This is a genomic window from Pseudomonas sp. 9AZ (assembly GCF_902506525.1).
Lineage (GTDB): Bacteria > Pseudomonadota > Gammaproteobacteria > Pseudomonadales > Pseudomonadaceae > Aquipseudomonas > Aquipseudomonas peli.
This window is the reverse complement of the sequence record NZ_LR733840.1, coordinates 3057031-3075765: the sequence shown is the minus strand read 5'-3', so window position 1 is coordinate 3075765 and position 18735 is coordinate 3057031. Positions and strand designations below refer to the sequence as shown.

The following is an 18735-nucleotide window of genomic DNA, read 5'->3' as shown; positions in this document are numbered from 1 at the left end:
TGTTCTCGTGTGGCTTGGGCCCACTCCCCCGAACCCTCTCCCGCAAGCGGGAGAGGGTAGGGAAGGCGTTACAGCGTGCCGTCAGCCGCCATCTGCATATAGCTCGGATCAAAGCGCAGTTTGAGGTTGCCCTTGTCACCGGTGACGACGCCTTTGGCGAAGCTCATGCCAATGGCGTTGGCACTTTGTGCACCTTCGCCGAGCAGGCCGTGGCCAAAGGAGAACTCCGCGACCTTAGTCATGGTGGCCGGTAGTTTCGGGCTGGTGGCGAAGGCCACGGCGTCTTTGGCCGAATAGAACATTTTGGTCGCTGCCAGCTGCGCTTCGTAGCCCGCCAGGTCAGTACCGGAGGCTTTGGCCATATGCTCGCGGGCAGCCCTGCCGGCCGGGGTGTCGGCACTCATGGTGGCCATGATTTCGTACCAGGCACCGGTCAGCGCTTTGCCGAAGGCCGGGTTGTCCTTGAGGGTGTCGCTGTTTACCACCATCAGGTCGATGATTTCGCCAGGAATCTGGCTGGAATCGAACACCTTGGTCACGCTCGGTGTGGCTTCGATTTCGGCCAGCAGCGGGTTCCAGGTGGTCACGGCGGTGACGTCGCTGGTGGAGAAGGCCGCGACCATGTCGGCGTCGGAGGTGTTGACCACTTTCAGGTCTTTCTCGCTGAGGCCGGCTTTTTCCAGGCCGCGCGCCAGCAAGTAGTGGGACACAGACAGCTCGACCAGGTTGACGTTCTGGCCCTTGAGGTCACCCAGGGTTTTCTTCTCGCCCTTGAGCACGACGCCGTCGTTGCCATTGGAGAAGTCGCCGATGATCAGCGCGGTGCTGTCCACGCCGCCAGCGGCCGGAATGGTCAGGGCATCCATATTGGTCATGGTGCAGCCATCAAACTGGCCGGCGCTGTACTGGTTGATCGACTCGACGTAATCGTTGATCTGCACCACATCAATATTGATGTCGTACTTTTTCGCCCACTTGTCGACGATGCCTTCGGCAGCGCCATATTCCCACGGCATCCAGCCGGCGTAGATGGTCCAGCAGACGCTGAAGTCGGATTTCGGCGCCGCATGGCTGTTGACGCTGATGGCAGCGGCCAGGCCGGCGGCGAGTACTGAACACAGACGGGACTTACGCATGGTGGAACCTCCAGTTCGAAAATGGGCGGGCAGGAGTGCGCGGCGGTTTCCCCACGAGTGGGGCGCGTTCTCCCGGGCTTTTATCCCGCCGTGTAACCTCGAAGGAGGTCGCCAACTCTCGGACCAGTCACCCGCAGATCTGTTGATCGCGGATCGGAACCCTAGTCAGCTATTGCAAATTGTGGTGCCGCGATCCCGCCGCAGCGGGTTGTTCCTGCACAGCTTGGTTATTGCGAACATCGTGCCAGCTCAATCAGGCCCCATGGGCTCGCGGGTTTTGCCCGCGCCACTCCAGGGCTGTGCGCCCTGGCGGTGCGTGTGAGCATCGGCGTGCTGCATTGCAGGGCGCTGCGTGTTACAGGTTTTTCTCGGCAGCCATCTGCATATAGCTGCCATCAAAACGCAGCAGGATGTTGTCGGCATTGCCCAGGCTGCGCTCCCCGCTGAAGGCGATGCCGAGCTTATCCAGACCCTTGCCGTCGTGGCCGAGCAGCTTCTGCTGATCGGCGAACTGGGCGACCCGCTGCATCAGCTCGGGCATCTTGTTGGCGCGGGCAAAAGCCAGCGCATAACGCGGCGAATAGAACGAACGCAGGGTGTCGAGTTGCTGGCTGAAATCCTCCGGCGTGGTGCCGGCGGCGCTGGCCATCTTCGCCCGTGCGGCGCGCCCAGCATCGGTGGGCATGCCCATCAGGCGCTGGGTTTCGAACCAGGCGCCGGTCAGCGCCTTACCCAGCTCCGGGTGTGCGGCGAGGACCTTGCTGTTGACCACGGTGAGGTCGACGATCTCGCCGGGAATCAGGTTGGAGCTGAACACCTGGCTGACCTGGGTCTGCTGCTTGATTTTGGCCAGAATCGGGTTCCAGGTGATCACGGCGTCGCCCTGGCCACTGAGGAAGGCCTCGGCAATCTGTGTGTCGGACACGTGCTGGATGGTCACATCCTCAGGCGTGAGCAGGGCCCATTCCAGGGCGCGGCTGAGCAGGTAGTGCGATACCGAGTTCTCCACCAGCAGCACGGTCTTGCCCTTGAGGTCCTTCAGGGTCAGGCCCGGACCGCGTAGCAGAATGGCATCCGCACCGTTGGAGAAGTCGCCGATGATCAGCGCGGTAGAGTCGACGCCTGCGGCAGCTGGGATGGTCAGCGCATCCATATTGGTCATCGAGCAGGCATCGAATTCGCCGGCGCTGTAGCGTTCAATCGAGCCGACATAATCCGGCACTTCGCTGACTTCGATACGGATGCCGTACTGATCCGCCCATTTCTTCACGATGCCTTCGCTGGCGGCATAACCCCAGGGCATCCAGCCGGCAAAGATCGACCAGCACAGCTTGAATGTTTTCGGCTCACTCGCAGCAGTGGCCGGTTGCAGTGGCAGGGCGGCGAGCAGACAGGTGGTAGTCAGGCGGGCGAGCAGGGTGCGTAGGGGCATGGGTAACCTCGGGTCAGTCAGCGGGAACAGGAAAGCGAACAGCAGTGCTGTGCGTTCTCCCGGGCTTTTATCCCGCCGTGTAACCCCTGGCCGTGGCCACTGCGTGAGGTCGTCGACTCTCGGACCAGCCATTCGCTGCAGGCTTACTCAGCGAACCGGAACCCTAGTCGACCATTGCAGATTGTCTGGCTGCAAGTTGCTTGCCGCCGTACGCATTTCCTTTATGCGTAGAACGCTAAGCGAGGACTGTGCCAGGTTGGTGTGTCTCAGCTGGCACGACGGACAATAGGGCACCGAAATAATTTGTCATGAAATCTGCTGAACCGGTGCGACGCACTGGATGGCATGGCCTGTTGTCTATTCATTGGGAGCAATCCCTGGCAGCGACAACGGTCGCTGCCGCACCCGCGGTCGAAGGAGGCCGCTATGTCATACAAATCCATGCTGCTGGCGTTGTTGGTTTTGTCTTTAGGCGGTTGTGCGGTCTATGGCGGCGGCAGTGGCTATGGTCACCGTGGTTATGATCGCGGCCATTCGCATACCTATTACCAGGTGCAGCGCTACCCGGTTTATGTGGTGCCGCAGCCAAAGCGCTACGGGGCCTATCACCATGATGGGCGACGCTATGATGATCACCGCCACGCACCGCGTTATTACGTGCCTGCACCGCAGCCGCGCCATTACCAAACGCACCAATATCATAAGCGCCACGATTACCGCATTGTGCAACCGCACGCTGGCTGGGATGGCCGCCGTGACCATTACCGCAACCAGCAACAGCAGCGTCATGATGCCCAATGGGGTGGAGAGCGCCGTGGTGGTGATCGGCGCGATGAGCGTAAGGGTTGGGAGCGGCAGCGCAACTGACCACCCTCTTTAGGTGCGCTACGAATCCGGCTCGCCTTCAAGTTGACGGCCGAAGAGTCGATCTTCGGCCAGTATCTCTTCCCGCATGGCCTGCGCCGCTGGTGACAGGCTATGCCCTGCGCGGCTGATGAGGGCGTAGGCGGATTGCTCGGTCAATGCACCTGCTTCCAGCGGCAGCCGGGCCAGGCGACCTGTCTGGATATCCTCGGCCACCACATCCCACGGCGCCATGCTCAGTACGTCGCTTTCAGCTACTAGTGTTTTGAGCACCATAAAGTTGTCGCATTGAATGCTCAGCGGCTGCTCGCGCCCGCTGAGTGCACTAAGGCTGCGCGCCACCGCCAGTGGCAGTTGGGTGCCTGCCAAGGGGTAATCGAGTAGATCGTGCATGCGCAGTGTTGTGTGGGCCAGCAGCGGATGGCCGGGACGGCAGAACAGCACCCCGTTGTGGCGCTGCAGTGGTTCGATGCACAGCAGTGGGTCACCGATTAGCTCGCGGCTGTCGGCGACAAACAGCTCCAGAGCGTCATCCAGCAGGCTGCTGCGCAGGTCCAGCCAGTTGCTGATCTGCAGGTTGACCCGCACCCGTGGATAGCGCAGCGCCATGCGGCCCACTGCGCGCGGTATCAGGCGCGCGGCCGGGTAGGGGCCGGCGCCCAGGCGCAGTTCTCCGGTTTGCAGATTACCCAACTGGCTGACGGCGTTCTTCAGCGCCTGGCTGCCAGCCAGCAGACGCTGGGCGTGCTCCAGCACCAGTTGGCCGTGGGTGGTCAGGCTGATGCCGCGGCTGTGGCGGTCGACCAGGTTACAACCTAGGCTGCTTTCCAGCGCTTGGATGCTGCGACTCAGGGCGGGCTGGCTGAGGTGCACGGCCTCGGCGGCACGGGCGAAATGGCCGTGTTCGGCGAGGGCGACAAAATGGCGAAGCTGACGAAGGTCATTCATGCGCTGATTGCATCATTTGTTGATTTGGAATGCATTGGAATTATTGCTGTTGCTTGGCCACTCTTCCCACACAGCCAATAACAATGAGCGACTCGCATGTTTTTACTGAATCGAACTGCCGCCGTGCTGCTGAGCCTGGCATTACCCCTGGTCAGCCAGGCCGCCCTGCCTGAGGAAGAAATCCGTCCGTCGATCAACCCGGAGCTGGCCGAGCACACCAAACACTTCGCGCAGAAGGTCTATCAGGTGGCCGGCAACGTCTATTCCGCTGTCGGCTGGCAGCTGGGTAACGTGGCGATGATCGAGGCCCCGGAAGGATTGATTATCATCGACACCGGTGAGTCGGTCAGCGAGTCGCGCAAGATCATGGCCGAGTTCCGCAAGATCAGCGACAAACCGGTCAAGGCGGTGGTCTATACCCACTTCCACCCGGACCACATCAACGGTGTGAAGGCTTTCGTCACGGAAGAGCAGGTGCGCAGTGGCGAGGTGCAAATCATCGCCCACGACACCCTGCTGGCCAATGTGGTGGCGCAGGGCGCGCTGGTTGGGCCGATTCTCTCGGTGCGTTCCGGCTACAGCTTTGGTGCCGGCCTGCCGGACAGTGACCACGAGCAGATGAACGCCGGGATCGGCCCGCTGGCCAAGGTTGAGGCCTCGACCTTTATCGCCCCGACCCTGACCTTCAAGGACAAACTCGACACGCGCATTGCCGGCCTGGACCTGCAGTTCTTGCATGTGCCCAGCGAAGCGCCGGATGAGATCATCGTCTACCTGCCGGATAACCGTGTGCTGATCAGCGCCGAGGTGGAGCAGGGGCCGACCCTGCCAAATATCCACACCCTGCGCGGCACCAAGTTCCGCGACCCGGTGGTGTGGGTCGACAGCCTGGACAAGCTGCGCGCCTATAAGGCCGAACATATGGTGCCGCTGCATGGTCGTCCGGTCAGCGGCCAGCAGCAGGTCGAGGAAGTGCTGCGCATGACACGCGACGGCATCGCCTATATCCATGATCAGACTGTGCGCTGGATGAACAAGGGCCTGACCCCGGATGAGCTGGTCGAGAAGGTCAAGCTGCCGCCACACCTGGCTGGCTACACGCCTTACCTGCGCGAGTATTACGGCACGGTGAAACACAGCGTGCGTCAGATCTACAACGGCTACCTGGGCTGGTTCCAGGGTGACCCGGTGGCCCTCGATCCGCTACCGCCAAAAGATAAAGCCGAGCGCCTGATTGCCTTGATGGGCGGGCGGGAAAAACTGCTGCTGGCCGCCGGCGAGGCCTACCTCAAGGGTGATTATCAATGGGCTGCCGAGCTGTCCAGCTACGCCATTCAGGTGGACAACGAGGATACGCTGGCCCGCGACATCAAGGCCCGCAGCTTCCGTAAGCTCGGCTACGCCAGCATGAACATTAACTGGCGCAACTGGTACCTGATGAGCGCCATGGAGTTGGAAGGCAAGCTGGCCGGTGAGGATATCCAGCAAATGGCCGTGAGCATGCGCAGTGCCTTTCTCTCGGCGGACATGCTGAAAACCTTTCCTGCGCGAATCTTCCTGCAGAACTGGATTACCCGTGTCGACCCGGAAAAGGCCAATGATGTCGAGTTGACCCTAGGTTTCAGCTTTCCGGATATCGGCGAGCAGTGGGCGCTGGAAGTGCGGCGCGGTGTAGTGCAGCTGCACCAGGGCATTCCCGAGGGCACCACGCTCAAACTGACCCTCGACAAGACGTATCTGGACACCGTAATGAGCGGCGAGAATGGTTTGCTCAAGGGCGCCTTGCTGGGCGATGTGCAGGTCGATGGCAGCCTGCTGGAGATCAAGACCTTCCTTGACTGTTTTGACTTTAGCGATACGCCGATTGCCCTGACCCTGCGTTGAGTGAGTAGGTGTGTGACCCGACCAAAGTGCGGACTCACTTGAGGCGTTATCAGGGCAGACTACTCAGGTTTTTCACCTGATTAAGGAGTGCTTTATGCCTGTTCTGATATTCGCCAAAGGCGCGCTGGCCGCGTTCTGGCTGATGGCGCTGCTCAACGTGATCTACCCCATGGGCGAGGGCTGGTACCTGGCCGTCAACCTGATTGCCGGTGGCATGCTGCTGGCGCATCTTGGCGAGCTGCTGCTGTTCAAGGCCCGCCTGGTCGGTCAGCCGCAGCCTTGGTTGCAGCGGGTGCAGGTGCTGTTGTTCGGCTTTATTCACCTGCGTGGTTTGGCGCGCGTGTAGATTTCTGGTGTGTGCTGCTCCGTTCAGCGCGGCGTTTGATGACGGCGTGCTGAGCAGAGGAGCCGTGATTGCTTACTTCTTGAATATGCCCGCGCAAAGCCTGTTCTGGCCGCGCATGCAGGTACGTCCTCAGGTCGCCTGCTTTTCGCTCTGGTGGTCATCCTGTCATAGGCATAGCCGCTTACTTCGTGTGTAACGGCTGTCGCGCTTATGCGTCTATTGCTTGCCTGATGCTGGTTGTGTCACTGCGCGGGGTGTCCGTCCATCGGCAAACCGCCTAAGAATGCTCCCTGTTAGTGCGATTCTTGCTTGGTCAATAAAAGGTGTGGCGCTGCAGTTACAACTTAAAACAGGTAGGTAACGCCACTTAATAGGCGTTTTGTAATTATATGAGCGGATTCTTTATTGCTATTTCATCTATCTCTGTTGTGAAGTTTGTCTCGGTCTGTATGGGAGAATTCTGAAATGAATTTGGTGGCATATTGCTATTAAATTCAGCGATTGGTATAAATTTGACGGCATTCGAATAACTATAACTCAGATGACTTTTTATTGACGGCGTAAAATTGGCGCCTCACTAAATGACTGCTACAACATATTCGGAAATTATCTGTTCATGAGTACTTCCAGCGATATTTCAAGTTTGTTCAAGCTGTTCGGTGGACGTTCAGCCCACTACCAGGAAATCTCTCAGGAAGACGAGAAACAATCCTCCATGGAGCGGTGGCCGGGTGTGGCCAAGGTCGAGCTGTCCGGCGTTGCCGCTGAGCCTGCGGTGCTGGCTCCGTCGGGTGCGGCGGTCCGTCCGGCGCTGTTTGCTGCTGTTGCTCCGGTGAGTCCGGCAATGGCGCCTGAGCCTGAGCCTGCGCCAAGCCCTGAGGCTGAGTCTCAGGCTAAAGCTGTTGCTGTACCTTATGCCGCTCCGGATTGGGCATCAGAAAGCTTGCACAGCCTGCTCGGTAAACTGGCTCAGGAAGATCGCCGGGAGGTCGTCAGCGCGCCTGTTCGTGTGGTCCGCCCACGTCCGAATCTTGCCAACATCAAGATCATCGCTGTGATTTCTGCCAAGGGCGGGGTCGGTAAAAGCACACTCGCTGCAGGCTTGTCTGCTGTGATGCAGCGTCAGGGACGCGCAGTGCTGGCACTTGACCTTGATCCGCAGAGTGCGCTGATCAATCATTTGGGTGTCGCCATCGATCCGATGCAGGTTGCTGCCGAAGGTCTTGCTCACTGCGTCGCCGATGCGCAGATGCGCGATTTTTGTCAGCCAACGCCCAGCGGAGTTTTTGTCCTGCCGTACGGCATGGTTGATGAAGGTCAGCGCCGTACGTTTGAACGGCAGTTGGAGGACGAACCTGATTGGCTAGCACAGCAGCTTTCTGAGCTGCAACTGGCTGACGGTTCAGTGGTCGTGCTGGATACCCCGCCGGGTCCTTCGGCGTACTTGCAGCAAGCCCTTTCGGTTGCCAATGTGGCCGTGGTGGTGAGCTTGGCTGATGCAGCTTCTTACGCCACGCTGCCGATGATTGATCGCCTGCTTAGCACCTATACAGCTGATCGAGCGGATTTTTACGGTGCGACGTATGTCATCAATCAGGTCGACCAATCGCGCAAGCTGAGTAAGGACATCACGCAAATCATGCGCGGTATTCTGGGCAGTCGGGTGGCAGGCATTATTCACCGTGACCAGTCTATTGCCGAAGCCCTTGCCTACAACCAGAGTGTGCTGGATTACGACCCGAGTGGGCAGGGCTGCCACGATCTGCAAGCCATCGCCCTGAACGTTCTTGCCAAGCTCTTTGCGACTCAGCGGAGTGAGCAGTTGGCATGAATTTAACCGGCATGTTTCGTGCCCGACGTGCTACTCAGGGATCTACTTCACCCTATGTGCTAGACCGGCCGACCTGCGCTGTTCTGGTGCTTGTGGTCGTGGCTCTGCTGGCGTTGATGATCATCGTACCCATGGATGTAGAACAGCAAATGCTGTTCTCCGCTGGGTGCATGATCGCAGCCCTGGTGTTGCGTCGTGCGGCGAATCGCGTCGCCATTCTGGCCATGGTGGTGCTCTCCGTTGTGGCCTCGCTGCGCTACATGTATTGGCGTCTGACCTCATCCCTCGGCTTCGACAACTGGCTCAATATGCTGTTTGGTTATGGCTTGGTACTGGCCGAGCTCTACGCCTTGCTGGTATTGCTGTTTGGCTATTTGCAGACGGCCTGGCCGCTGCAGCGCAAGCCATATCCGCTTCCGGCAGACAGCAGTGTCTGGCCAACTGTCGATGTATTCATTCCGACGTATAACGAGCCGCTGGATATCATCAAGCTGACTGCTTTTGCAGCGCAGGCGATTGACTGGCCCAAAGACAAGTTGCGTGTGTATGTGCTTGATGACGGTCGCCGGGACGAGTTCCGCGAGTTTTGTGAGTCGGTGGGGATCGGCTACATCATTCGGCCGGATAACAACCATGCCAAAGCCGGCAACCTCAACTTTGCCCTGACCCAGACATCAGGCGAGTACATTGCCATTTTCGATGCGGATCACGTGCCGACGCGCTCCTTTTTACAGGTGGGCATGGGGTGGTTCCTTAAAGATCCGAAGCTGGCGATGCTGCAAACGCCGCACTTCTTTTTCTCTCCCGATCCGTTTGAAAAGAACCTCGACACGTTCCGCTCCGTACCGAACGAAGGCGAGTTGTTCTATGGGCTGGTACAGGACGGTAATGACCTGTGGAACGCCACATTCTTCTGCGGTTCGTGCGCCATCATCAAACGCGCTCCGCTGGAAGAAGTGGGTGGAATCGCCGTTGAAACGGTGACCGAAGATGCGCACACCGCCCTGAAACTCAATCGCCTGGGTTACAACACTGCGTACTTGGCGATACCTCAGGCAGCCGGTTTGGCCACGGAGAGTCTGTCCGGTCATATCGGGCAGCGCATTCGCTGGGCGCGGGGGATGGCACAGATCTTCCGCACCGATAACCCGCTGCTTGGCAAAGGCCTCAGCCTTGGGCAGCGGTTCTGCTACCTGAATGCCATGTTGCACTTCTTCTATGGCTTGCCGCGCCTAGTGTTTCTCACGGCACCGCTGGCCTACCTGATTTTCGAGGCGCAGATTTTTCAGGCACCGGCCCTGCTGATTGTGGCCTATGCGTTGCCGCATATCCTGCTGGCCAGCGTCACCAACTCAACCATCCAGGGGCGCTTTCGTCACTCGTTCTGGAACGAGGTTTATGAGTCGGTACTGGCCTGGTACATCATGCGCCCTGTGTTGTTGGCCATGGTCAACCCCAAGCTTGGCAAGTTCAACGTGACGGCCAAGGGTGGGATGATCGATGAAAGTTATTTCGACTGGAAAATGGCACGGCCGTACATCGTTGTCCTGGCGCTGAATCTTATCGGCATGTTGGTGGGCGTGGCCAAACTCGGGTTCGATCCAGATGCCAGCGCCGTGACCTTGCTGATCAACCTGGTCTGGACGCTGTACAACATCATCATCAGCGCAGCCGCCGTTGCCGTAGCCAGTGAGGCGCGGCAGATCCGCGCCGAACCACGTGTGTTTGCCACCTTGCCAGCCATGCTGGGCCTGGCCAATGGCAAGACAATTGCCTGCCAAACCAACGATTTTTCACAACGCGGGGTTGGTATTCATTTGCCTGAAGGTGTTCAGGTTGCCTGTGGTGAAGAGGTGCATGTCTCCCTGTTTCGCGATGGTGAAGAGGGCGTTTTTCCGGCCAGTGTGGTGTTCAGCCATGGGCAGACCCTGGGCCTGAACTTCGCCAACCTGACCTTGCAACAACAAAGTGAACTGGCACGCCTGACGTTTTCGCGGGCTGATACCTGGGCCAAGAGCTGGGGCACAGGCGTGGTGGATACCCCGCTCGGTGCCCTTGCTGAAGTGACCGGTATTGGATGGCGCGGGATATGCCTGTTGTCGCGTGCCACGTTCGATGAATCCGTGCGTCATGTTCGCGCCCTGTCTTTTACCTTTAAATCCACTCCGAGGAATCCATGAGTCAGAAACGCAAAGGCATGCTATCCCTCTGGTTCATCTTGTCGATTCCATTGCTTACTTCAGCCTTGTCGACTGCCTGGGCTGAAGAGGTTGTCGAAACGCAGGAGCCTGTCACTGAAGACGGTGCGTTAGTCGAAGAAGTGGTTGTTCCCGAGTTTGTTCCGACCTACAGCGCCACGCTCAAGCAATTGGGGGCCAATTACCCCATGCACTTGCGCGGTATTGAAGGCAGTGACAGCGTCAGCTTCGATGTGCGAGCCGATCAAGTGGTGACCAAAGCCCGGGTCAACTTGGAATACAGCTACTCGCCTTCTCTTCTCAGCGATCTCTCGCAGATCAACGTGATGGTCAACGATCAGGTGGCAGCCAGTCTGCCAGTTCCCAAAGAGACCGCGGGTACATTGCAGCAGCAGGTGGTGGATATCCCGGCGCATCTGGTGACCGAGTTCAACCGCCTGACGCTACAGCTGATTGGCCACTACACCATGATGTGTGAAGACCCACTGCATTCCAGTTTGTGGGCCAAGGTCAGCAACACCAGCCAACTTGAGCTGGAGACCACGCAGATTGCCTTGCCCGACGATTTGGCTCGGCTGCCTTTGCCGTTCTTTGATGGCCGTGATTCGCGTGCGCTGGAATTGCCTTTCGTGTTCGCCAGCAGCCCTGATAATCGCAGCCTGGAAGCGGCGGGTGCGGTCGCGTCCTGGTTTGGTGCATTGGCCAGTTATCGTGGTGCGCGGTTCCCGGTTAGCCTGGCGCAATTGCCTGAGAAGGGGCATGCGGTTGTTGTCATCGTGGGCAGTGCTTCCGTGGCCGGAATTGAACTGCCACAGAGTGCGACACCAACGCTGAGCATGATCACCAACCCCAATGATCCGTTCGGCAAGCTGCTGGTGATTGCCGCCCGTGATGGCGATCAGCTCAAACAGGCCGCCCTGACTCTGGTCACGGGCAGCAAGGTGCTGGCAGGCGCCAGTGCGCAGATTGAGCGGTTTGACAGTCTGCAGCCCCGTAAACCCTATGATGCGCCGAATTGGTTGCCCAGCGACCGTCCGGTACAGCTGGGGGAACTCAGCGACGCTAAACGTTTGAGCGTTTCTGGCTACGACCCAGGCACCATCAATCTCCCCATGCGCCTGCCGCCTGATTTGTTCAACTGGCGGGAAAAAGGGGTGCCACTGCATCTTAAGTACCGTTACACCCCGCAGCCGGTATCAACCAACTCGTCGCTGCTGATCAGCGTCAGCGGCAAGTTCATCAAATCGCTGCCATTGCCGTCGCAAGAGAGCTTGAAGGATGACGAGTCGTTGCTGGCCAAGCTGCAGGATGATGAGAGCCTGCTGCAAGAGAGCAAGCTGCTTCTACCGCTGGACAGCCTGCCACTGCAGTCTGCGCTGCAACTGCGGTTTATGTACGACTACATCAAGCAGGGTGAATGCCGCGACATCATCATCGACAACATGCGCGGCACCATCGAGGCGGACTCCACCCTCGACCTCAGTGGTTATGAGCATTTTATTGCCATGCCCAACCTGGGCGTGTTTCAGAGTAGTGGTTTCCCCTTCACGCGTATGGCTGACCTTTCAGAAACGGCTGTCGTGATGCCAGCGAATGCCGGTGTCGAAGAAATCTCCCTGTACCTGGATGTCATGGGTCGCTTCGGTGATTCGACTGGTCTGCCGGCCAGCGCGGTCAGCGTCACCCAGGGTGATCAGGATGAGCCGCTGGAAGGTAAGGATTTACTGGTGCTGGCAGCTGGGAGCAATCAGCCCCTGCTGCAACGCTGGGCGGATCATTTACCGGCCAGTCTGACGGGGCAGTCGAGCTTTGAAATGTCTGATCTGGTGCACCGTATGCGCACCTGGGTGGGTTCCGATACCCGTGCCAATCAACGTCAGGCGCGCAGCAGTCTGGCACTCGCAACAGGGGGCGCCGGTGCCTTCCTGACTGGCTTTGAGTCGCCGCTCGACAGCGGACGCAGTGTGGTGGTGATTGCTGCTGCCAGCCCGGACAAGCTGGTCGACATCAGCTCAGCCCTGCGGGGTGGTGAGGATTACGAAGAGTCAATCCAGGGCAGTTTGGCCGTGATCAATGGCAAACGCATCAGTTCGCTGGTCGCCGACGAGCAGTATTACGTGGGTGAGCTGGGCTGGCTGCGTTATCTGCAATGGCTGCTGGCACACAATCTCTTCTGGATGCTGCTGCTGACCGCTGTGGCGGTAAGCCTGGCTAGCCTGTTGCTGTTCTTTACCCTGCGTGCCCGTGCAAATGCACGTTTGAAAGATTGAGGCAGATCATGAAACTGCCTGTATTGGGACTGTGCGCAGGTCTGCTATTTATGGCCGGCGGCACGGCGGCCAATGCCGCCTGTACCGCTGAGTGGCCGTATTGGCAGCGATTTGCGGAGCACTGGGTGCAACCGGACGGCCGTGTGCTGGAATCAAGCCTGGAAAAGAACCACAGCACCTCTGAAGGGCAGTCCTATGCACTGTTCTTTGCGCTGGTCGCCAATGATCAGGCGCGGTTCGAGACCATCTGGCGCTGGAGCCGCGAAAACCTGATGGGCAATGCCCCACAAACGACTTTGCCGGCCTGGCTTTGGGGGCAAGGTAAGGATGGGGTGTGGAAGGTTCAAGATGCCAACTCGGCCTCTGATGCTGACCTGTGGTTTGTCTACGCGCTGCTAGAAGGTGCACGTTTGTGGCAAAAGCCGCAGTACCGAGACGATGCCCTGAGCCTGTTGGCGCAGATCAAGAAGCAGGAAATCACTGAGCTGCCAGGTCTTGGGGCCGTGTTATTGCCTGGGCCGATTGGTTTCTCGCACATTGGTCACCTGTGGCGCATCAACCCCAGTTATCAGCCTCTACCGCTGATGCGGCGGCTGGCTGCAGTTGATCCCAAGGGGCCGTGGAATGCCATCGCCGCGCACACCGCCACCCTGCAGAACGAAGCGGGTGCCCATGGTTTTGCGGCCGACTGGATTGGCTACCGCGCCGTGTCGGACAGCGCTGGACTGTTCGCCAGTGACCCAATGAAAGGCGACAGCGGCAGTTATGACGCCATTCGCGTCTATCTCTGGGCCGGAATGACGCACCCCAAAGACCCGCTGGCTAAACCGCTGCTGGCCAGTCTGCATGGCATGGCACGCGCCACCGCCTCCACTGGTTTGCCACCAGAAAAGGTCAATGTGCGCAATGGCAGCACAGAGGGGCAGAGCCCAAGTGGTTTTTCCGGCGCTTTGGTGCCTTATTTCCGCGCCAAGGGTCAGCCCTGGCTGGAAGAATTACAGGATCAGCGTGCTCGCGCCGCGATTGATCACTGGATTGCGGGCACTGGCCCGGCGCCTTTCTATTACGACTACATGCTTAGCCTGTTCGGTCTTGGCTGGGCTGATCAGTATTACCAGTTTGCGGCTGATGGCCGTCTGCAACCGCGTTGGGAGAGTTCATGTTCCGCTACCGCCCCTTAACTCTGGCGCTGTTGGCTGCGATGGCCCACGGCAGTCTCCAGGCCGAGACTGAGGGCACGCACACCCTGCTGATTGAACAAGGGCAATTCTGGCAAAACCAGGAGAAACCCAAGCGTGCTACGGAAGTGTGGAACAAGCTCTTGTTGCTCGACGCAAACCAGCCTGATGCACTTTATGGCCTGGGTTTGATTGCGGTTCAAGCGGCCAAACCGGCTGAGGCCAAGCAATATTTACAACGTTTACAGGCGTTGCAGCCGCTGCCACGTCAAGCATTGTTGCTGGCGCAGGATATCCGCCTGCTGGACCCCGCCAACCAGCAGTTGCTGGATGAAGCGCGCTTGCTGGTGGAGTCCGACGAGCGTGCCAAGGCGGTGGATGTGTACCGCCGGGCACTGGGCGGCAAACCGGGGCAGGGTCAGGTTGGCCTGGAGTTCTACAACAACCTGGGTTATGTCGACCAGCATTGGACCGAGGCGCGACGGGGCATGGAGCGGCTGCAGCGCGAATACCCCAATGATCCCTATATCGCCTTGTTTTTGGCCAAACACCTGGCTCGTAATCAGGGCGCGCGTGAGGAGGGCATTCGTGCCCTGGCCAAGTTGGCTGAGCGCGAGGACATTGGCGGGGATGCGGATGAAAGCTGGCGCCTGGCACTGACCTGGATGGGCCCACCCAAGCCCGCGCAGCAACCACTCTTCGAGCAGTTTCTGCGCACCCACCCGGACGATGAAGAAATCCGTGCCCTGCTGATCAAAGGGCGCACCCAGCCCAGTGCGGGTAGTGGTGCAGTTGCCTGGCGCCGTGATCCGCTGCTGGACAGTGGTTTGAAAGCCCTGGAGCAGGACAACCTGGCCGTGGCTGAACGTGACCTGACGGCCTACCTGAAATCTCATCCAAATGATGCCGATGTCCTGGGTGGCTTGGGTATTTTGCGTCAGCGTCAGGAACGCTTCGAAGATGCCGAGGTGCTGCTGACCAAGGCAGTCAAGCAAGGCGGTGGCCGCTCCTGGCAGCGTGCGTTGGATGACGTGCGCTACTGGTCCTTGTTACAGCGTGCGCGGGACAACTTGGCCCGTGACAAGGTGGCGGATGCCCGTCAGCAGTTGGAGCAGGCGCGCCGGCTCAAACCTAATGACAGTGAAGCACTCCTGGCCCTTGCTGAGTTGCAGGCCCAGCAGGGTGAGTTAGCTGCCGCTGAAGCCGGATACCGGCAGGCACTGGCAGCGCGCAGCCAGGAAGCCCGTGCATTGCGTGGGCTGGCTCAGGTTCTGGGTGAGCAGGGCAAGCCCGATGAAGCATTGCGTTTGCTGGAACGCCTGCCCAAGGCTGAGCGCGAGAAGCTCGGTGGGCTTGGGCAGTTGCGTGCTGAGCAGGCCTTGCAGCGCGCTCGTGCTGCCGAAAAACGGGGTGACACCTCAGCGATGCGTCAGGAGCTCGAGACCGCCCTGCGCGATGACCCAAACAATGCCTGGGCACGGTTTGCTCTGGCTCGTTTGTATGTGGACCTGGGTGCCGTCACGGAAGCACGCAGCCTGATGGATGGGCTATTGGCCAACAAACCGGATGACCGCGACGCGCTCTACACCAGCGCTCTGTTGTCTATTCAGTTGAATGAATGGCAGCAAGCGCAAACCACCCTTGCCCGTATTCCGCGTGATGCACGCAATGCCGACATCAATCGGCTGGTGGAGGAAGTGGAGTTCAACCTACAGTTGCAGCGTATCAATGAACTCAGCCGCAGTGGCCGCAAGGCCGAAGCGCGCGCGTTCTTGCAGCGTATCGAGCCGCAGGCGGATGCCAAGCCAGCGCGTCTGGCCGCTTTTGCTGCGGCCTATGCCGATGCCAATGATCCGCAGCGGGCGATTGCCATCATGCGTGACTTGCTGGCCCGCAGCCCTCGCGCAGATCTGTCCCTGACGTTGAGTTATGCCAGTGTGCTGCTGGAAGCCGAGCAGGATACTGAGGTCGCCGGCATTCTGCGTGATTTGCAGGGGCGCAGCATGACCGTCGAGCAGCGTCAGCAGTATGACGATCTACTGTTTTATTACCGGGTTCGCCAGGCTGAGCAATTGCGTCAGCGTGGCGAACTGGCGGCAGCTTATGACACCTTGGCGCCAGCCTTGGCGCAGCGCCCTCAGGATCGTCTGGCAGTGTCGGCACTGGCGCGCATGTATGGCGCCAACGGTGATACCAGCAAGGCGCTTGAGTTGTTCAAGCCGCTGGTCAAACGTCATCCGAATGATGCCAATCTGCTGGTAGGTGCCGCTGATATGGCGGCTCAGGAAGCTGAAAACGCTTACGCCGAAGATGCCCTGGAGCGCGCATTGAAGCTGGCGCCCAATGAGGTTGATATCCTCACCACAGCTGCCCGGGTATACCGTTTCCTGGGCCGCACCGGAACGGCTGCCGAGTTGCTCGGTAAAGTGGTCGCCCAGGAAAAACTGGAGCAGACCCCGACCTTTGCGGCCAACACTCGGCCGGCCGCAGCGCCCGCCAATCCGTTTGCCGGCATTGGCTCCGCAACCGTTGCACAGGATGCGATTCCAATGCCTGTTGAGAGCTTGGCCGTGGCGCCGCACACAAGCGCGCAACGTCCTCTGGAGTTGATCCCCGCTCCGGTTGAGCAGCAGGCCACGCGCACAGCCCCCGCTTTGCTTGCGGAACCGCTGACGACTCAGCAAACGCCATTAAGGGCCAGGGCGGACGTGCAACCGGCCAGCAACCCTTTTGTCCTGAGCGACGATACGGCTGAGGTGGACCCGCGTGCGGGCATGAGCGAGGCCGCGCGGGCGCTGGACGACATCATGCAGCAGCGCAGCCCCTATCTGGTTCAAGGTCTGACGGTACGTACCAATGACAGTGAATCGGGGCTGAGCAAGATCACGGATATTCAGGCTCCATTTGAAGCCAGTATGCCGCTAGGTGATAACCGTCTGGCTGTGCGCGTCACCCCGGTTGCGCTGAATGCCGGCAGTGTGGGTGAGGGTGCCCGCGATCGCTTTGGCGGTGGCCCCGTGGCAACGCTGGCCAATCCTGGCGTTGCTCCTGGTTCGCAGAAAGATTCTGGGGTTGGCCTGGCCGTGGCGTTCGATAACCCAGGGGAGGGCTTCAAGGCTGACCTGGGTACCACGCCACAGGGCTTCCTCTACAGCACGGCAGTCGGTGGCGTGAGCCTGGAACGCAGTGTTGCCGGTAGCCCGAACCTGCATTGGAGCACCAAGCTGTCGCGCCGCGCCGTGACGGACAGTCTGTTGTCTTTTGCCGGTGCCGAAGATCAGCGTACCGGGCAACAGTGGGGTGGAGTAACCGCCAACGGTGGGCGCGCTCAGCTGAGCTTTGATGACCGTGAAGTTGGTGCCTATGCCTACGTCGGTATGCACCGCTTGATGGGTAACAATGTTGAGGACAATGACCGGTTTGAACTGGGCTCCGGTGTGTACTGGTACCTGCAGAATGACGAACAGAGTCAGTCGACCATTGGCCTCAACCTGTTGGGCATTGGCTACCAGGAGAACCAGGGGCACTTCACCTTCGGCCATGGTGGTTATTTCAGCCCGCAGACGTTCTTTGCCATCGGTGTGCCGGTTACCTGGGCACGGCGGTTTGACCGCCTGACCTTCCAGTTGAAAGGTTCGGTCGGCGTACAAACCATCCAGCAGGATGATGCCGACTACCACCCTGGCGATGCCGCGCTGCAAGCCGCGGCCAGTCGTGCCCTGGGACGTGAAGCGGTGTACGAGGGCTCAAGTGATAGCGGCATCGGCTACAACCTGAGCGGCGCTGCTGAATACCGTCTGGGCAGTAATTTCTTCGTCGGTGGTCAGGTGGGTGTCGACAATGCCCAGGACTATCGCCAATTGAATGGCGGTCTCTACCTGCGTTACATGTTTGAAGACATGACCGGGCCGATGGCGCTGCCGGTTTCTCCCTATCAATCCCCTTACGCTAACTAAAGGTTTTTCGATGGCATCTTCATTGCTCGCCGGCCTGTCCATTCTGATCATTGGCGACAGCCACATGGCGACCCCCAACTACCTGATCGGCGGCTTGCACGACGACCTCACCCGTAAGGGCGCCAATGTGCACTCCATTGGCATTTGCGGTGCCAATGCCGGTGACTGGCTTAAAGCCACCCCTGGTGGGGCATGTGGTGCGGCCGAGCGTCGTGGTAAAGAGCCAGCCGTGGTGCTACGTGGCAAGGCCACTACCACGCCGATCCAGCAATTGATCGCCAAGGACAAGCCTGACCTGGTGTTGATCGTGATCGGTGACACCATGGCCGGTTATGACAAGCCTTCGTTCCCCAAAGCCTGGATCTGGCAGCAGACCTCCGGTTTGACCAAGGCCATTGCCACGACCGGTACGCAGTGCGCCTGGATTGGGCCTAACTGGGGTACAGAGGGCGGCAAGTACGGTAAGACCTACGCCAAGGTCAAACAGATGTCGGCGTTTCTCTCTACCAACGTCGCGCCGTGCAGCTATGTCGACTCGCTGAAGTTCTCCAAGCCTGGGCAATGGGCCACCACGGATGGTCAGCATTTGAATGCCCAGGGCTACCAGAAATGGGGTACTGCCATCAGTGCCGCGCTGGAAGATGTGCGCAAGAACGCCGCCAAATAACTCACGCCTTAACCCTTTTGCCATG

The 18735-nt window shown here is 59.3% G+C and carries 12 protein-coding genes and 2 riboswitches; of the genes, 9 read left to right on the top strand and 3 right to left on the bottom strand.

The genetic code is table 11. The features are described from left to right. Nucleotides 1-68: 68 nt before the first annotated feature. Entirely contained in the window at nt 69-1136 is a 1068-nt protein-coding gene (locus tag ALTER154_RS14390) for a putative urea ABC transporter substrate-binding protein (protein ID WP_160088042.1), read from the bottom strand. A gap of 67 nt (nt 1137-1203) precedes the next feature. Continuing rightward, nucleotides 1204-1312, bottom strand: a riboswitch (guanidine-I (ykkC/yxkD leader). Nucleotides 1313-1491: 179 nt separating this feature from the next. Continuing rightward, complete coding sequence (locus tag ALTER154_RS14385) at nt 1492-2568, bottom strand: putative urea ABC transporter substrate-binding protein (protein ID WP_160088040.1); 1077 nt, start codon at nt 2566-2568, stop codon at nt 1492-1494. A gap of 54 nt (nt 2569-2622) precedes the next feature. Further along, nucleotides 2623-2746, bottom strand: a riboswitch (guanidine-I (ykkC/yxkD leader). A gap of 248 nt (nt 2747-2994) precedes the next feature. Between ALTER154_RS14385 and ALTER154_RS14380 the strand changes: the two genes are divergently transcribed. Then, entirely contained in the window at nt 2995-3435 is a 441-nt protein-coding gene (locus tag ALTER154_RS14380) for a hypothetical protein (RefSeq protein WP_160088038.1), read from the top strand. Nucleotides 3436-3453: 18 nt separating this feature from the next. Here ALTER154_RS14380 and ALTER154_RS14375 read toward each other — a convergent pair whose 3' ends face one another. Further along, complete coding sequence (locus ALTER154_RS14375) at nt 3454-4380, bottom strand: LysR family transcriptional regulator (RefSeq protein WP_160088036.1); 927 nt, start codon at nt 4378-4380, stop codon at nt 3454-3456. A 96-nt stretch (nt 4381-4476) separates the two neighbouring features. On the opposite strand from ALTER154_RS14375, the gene ALTER154_RS14370 reads away from it, so the two are divergent. From ALTER154_RS14370 to ALTER154_RS14335, 8 genes are all read left to right on the top strand, one after another. Next, nucleotides 4477-6264 carry an alkyl/aryl-sulfatase gene (locus ALTER154_RS14370; protein ID WP_160088034.1) on the top strand — a complete coding sequence of 596 codons (1788 nt, stop codon included), beginning with the start codon at nt 4477-4479 and terminating at the stop codon, nt 6262-6264. A 94-nt stretch (nt 6265-6358) separates the two neighbouring features. Beyond that, nucleotides 6359-6610, top strand: coding sequence for a DUF1145 domain-containing protein (locus tag ALTER154_RS14365; protein ID WP_160088032.1), 252 nt, complete (start codon nt 6359-6361; stop codon nt 6608-6610). A 616-nt stretch (nt 6611-7226) separates the two neighbouring features. Next, a complete protein-coding gene (gene bcsQ / locus ALTER154_RS14360; RefSeq protein ID WP_218585083.1) occupies nt 7227-8441 on the top strand; it encodes a cellulose biosynthesis protein BcsQ in 1215 nt (404 codons plus the stop codon). An 11-nt stretch (nt 8442-8452) separates the two neighbouring features. Further along, a complete protein-coding gene (bcsA, locus tag ALTER154_RS14355) occupies nt 8453-10621 on the top strand; it encodes a UDP-forming cellulose synthase catalytic subunit (protein WP_372239957.1) in 2169 nt (722 codons plus the stop codon). After that, the gene (bcsB, locus tag ALTER154_RS14350; RefSeq protein WP_256665638.1) at nt 10618-12909 is read left to right on the top strand and encodes a cellulose biosynthesis cyclic di-GMP-binding regulatory protein BcsB; all 2292 of its coding nucleotides are present in this window, start codon (nt 10618-10620) and stop codon (nt 12907-12909) included. Before bcsA ends, bcsB begins: the two co-directional genes overlap by 4 nt. An 8-nt stretch (nt 12910-12917) precedes the next feature. After that, nucleotides 12918-14090, top strand: coding sequence for a cellulose synthase complex periplasmic endoglucanase BcsZ (bcsZ, locus tag ALTER154_RS14345; protein WP_160088028.1), 1173 nt, complete (start codon nt 12918-12920; stop codon nt 14088-14090). Beyond that, nucleotides 14069-18043 carry a cellulose biosynthesis protein BcsC gene (locus tag ALTER154_RS14340; RefSeq protein ID WP_160088026.1) on the top strand — a complete coding sequence of 1325 codons (3975 nt, stop codon included), beginning with the start codon at nt 14069-14071 and terminating at the stop codon, nt 18041-18043. The genes bcsZ and ALTER154_RS14340 overlap by 22 nt, the downstream gene beginning before the upstream one ends. 10 nt (nt 18044-18053) lie before the next feature. Beyond that, a complete protein-coding gene (locus ALTER154_RS14335) occupies nt 18054-18710 on the top strand; it encodes an SGNH/GDSL hydrolase family protein (RefSeq protein ID WP_160088024.1) in 657 nt (218 codons plus the stop codon). The last annotated feature ends 25 nt before the right edge of the window (nt 18711-18735 follow it).

Excerpts from the sequence above, each read along its gene's own strand:
- ALTER154_RS14390 (WP_160088042.1), bottom strand. The coding sequence starts at position 1,136 with ATGCGTAAGTCCCGTCTGTGTTCAGTACTCGCCGCCGGCCTGGCCGCT.
- ALTER154_RS14385 (WP_160088040.1), bottom strand. The coding sequence starts at position 2,568 with ATGCCCCTACGCACCCTGCTCGCCCGCCTGACTACCACCTGTCTGCTC.
- ALTER154_RS14380 (WP_160088038.1), top strand. The coding sequence starts at position 2,995 with ATGTCATACAAATCCATGCTGCTGGCGTTGTTGGTTTTGTCTTTAGGC.
- ALTER154_RS14375 (WP_160088036.1), bottom strand. The coding sequence starts at position 4,380 with ATGAATGACCTTCGTCAGCTTCGCCATTTTGTCGCCCTCGCCGAACAC.
- ALTER154_RS14370 (WP_160088034.1), top strand. The coding sequence starts at position 4,477 with ATGTTTTTACTGAATCGAACTGCCGCCGTGCTGCTGAGCCTGGCATTA.
- ALTER154_RS14365 (WP_160088032.1), top strand. The coding sequence starts at position 6,359 with ATGCCTGTTCTGATATTCGCCAAAGGCGCGCTGGCCGCGTTCTGGCTG.
- bcsQ (WP_218585083.1), top strand. The coding sequence starts at position 7,227 with ATGAGTACTTCCAGCGATATTTCAAGTTTGTTCAAGCTGTTCGGTGGA.
- bcsA (WP_372239957.1), top strand. The coding sequence starts at position 8,453 with ATGTTTCGTGCCCGACGTGCTACTCAGGGATCTACTTCACCCTATGTG.
- bcsB (WP_256665638.1), top strand. The coding sequence starts at position 10,618 with ATGAGTCAGAAACGCAAAGGCATGCTATCCCTCTGGTTCATCTTGTCG.
- bcsZ (WP_160088028.1), top strand. The coding sequence starts at position 12,918 with ATGAAACTGCCTGTATTGGGACTGTGCGCAGGTCTGCTATTTATGGCC.
- ALTER154_RS14340 (WP_160088026.1), top strand. The coding sequence starts at position 14,069 with ATGTTCCGCTACCGCCCCTTAACTCTGGCGCTGTTGGCTGCGATGGCC.
- ALTER154_RS14335 (WP_160088024.1), top strand. The coding sequence starts at position 18,054 with ATGGCATCTTCATTGCTCGCCGGCCTGTCCATTCTGATCATTGGCGAC.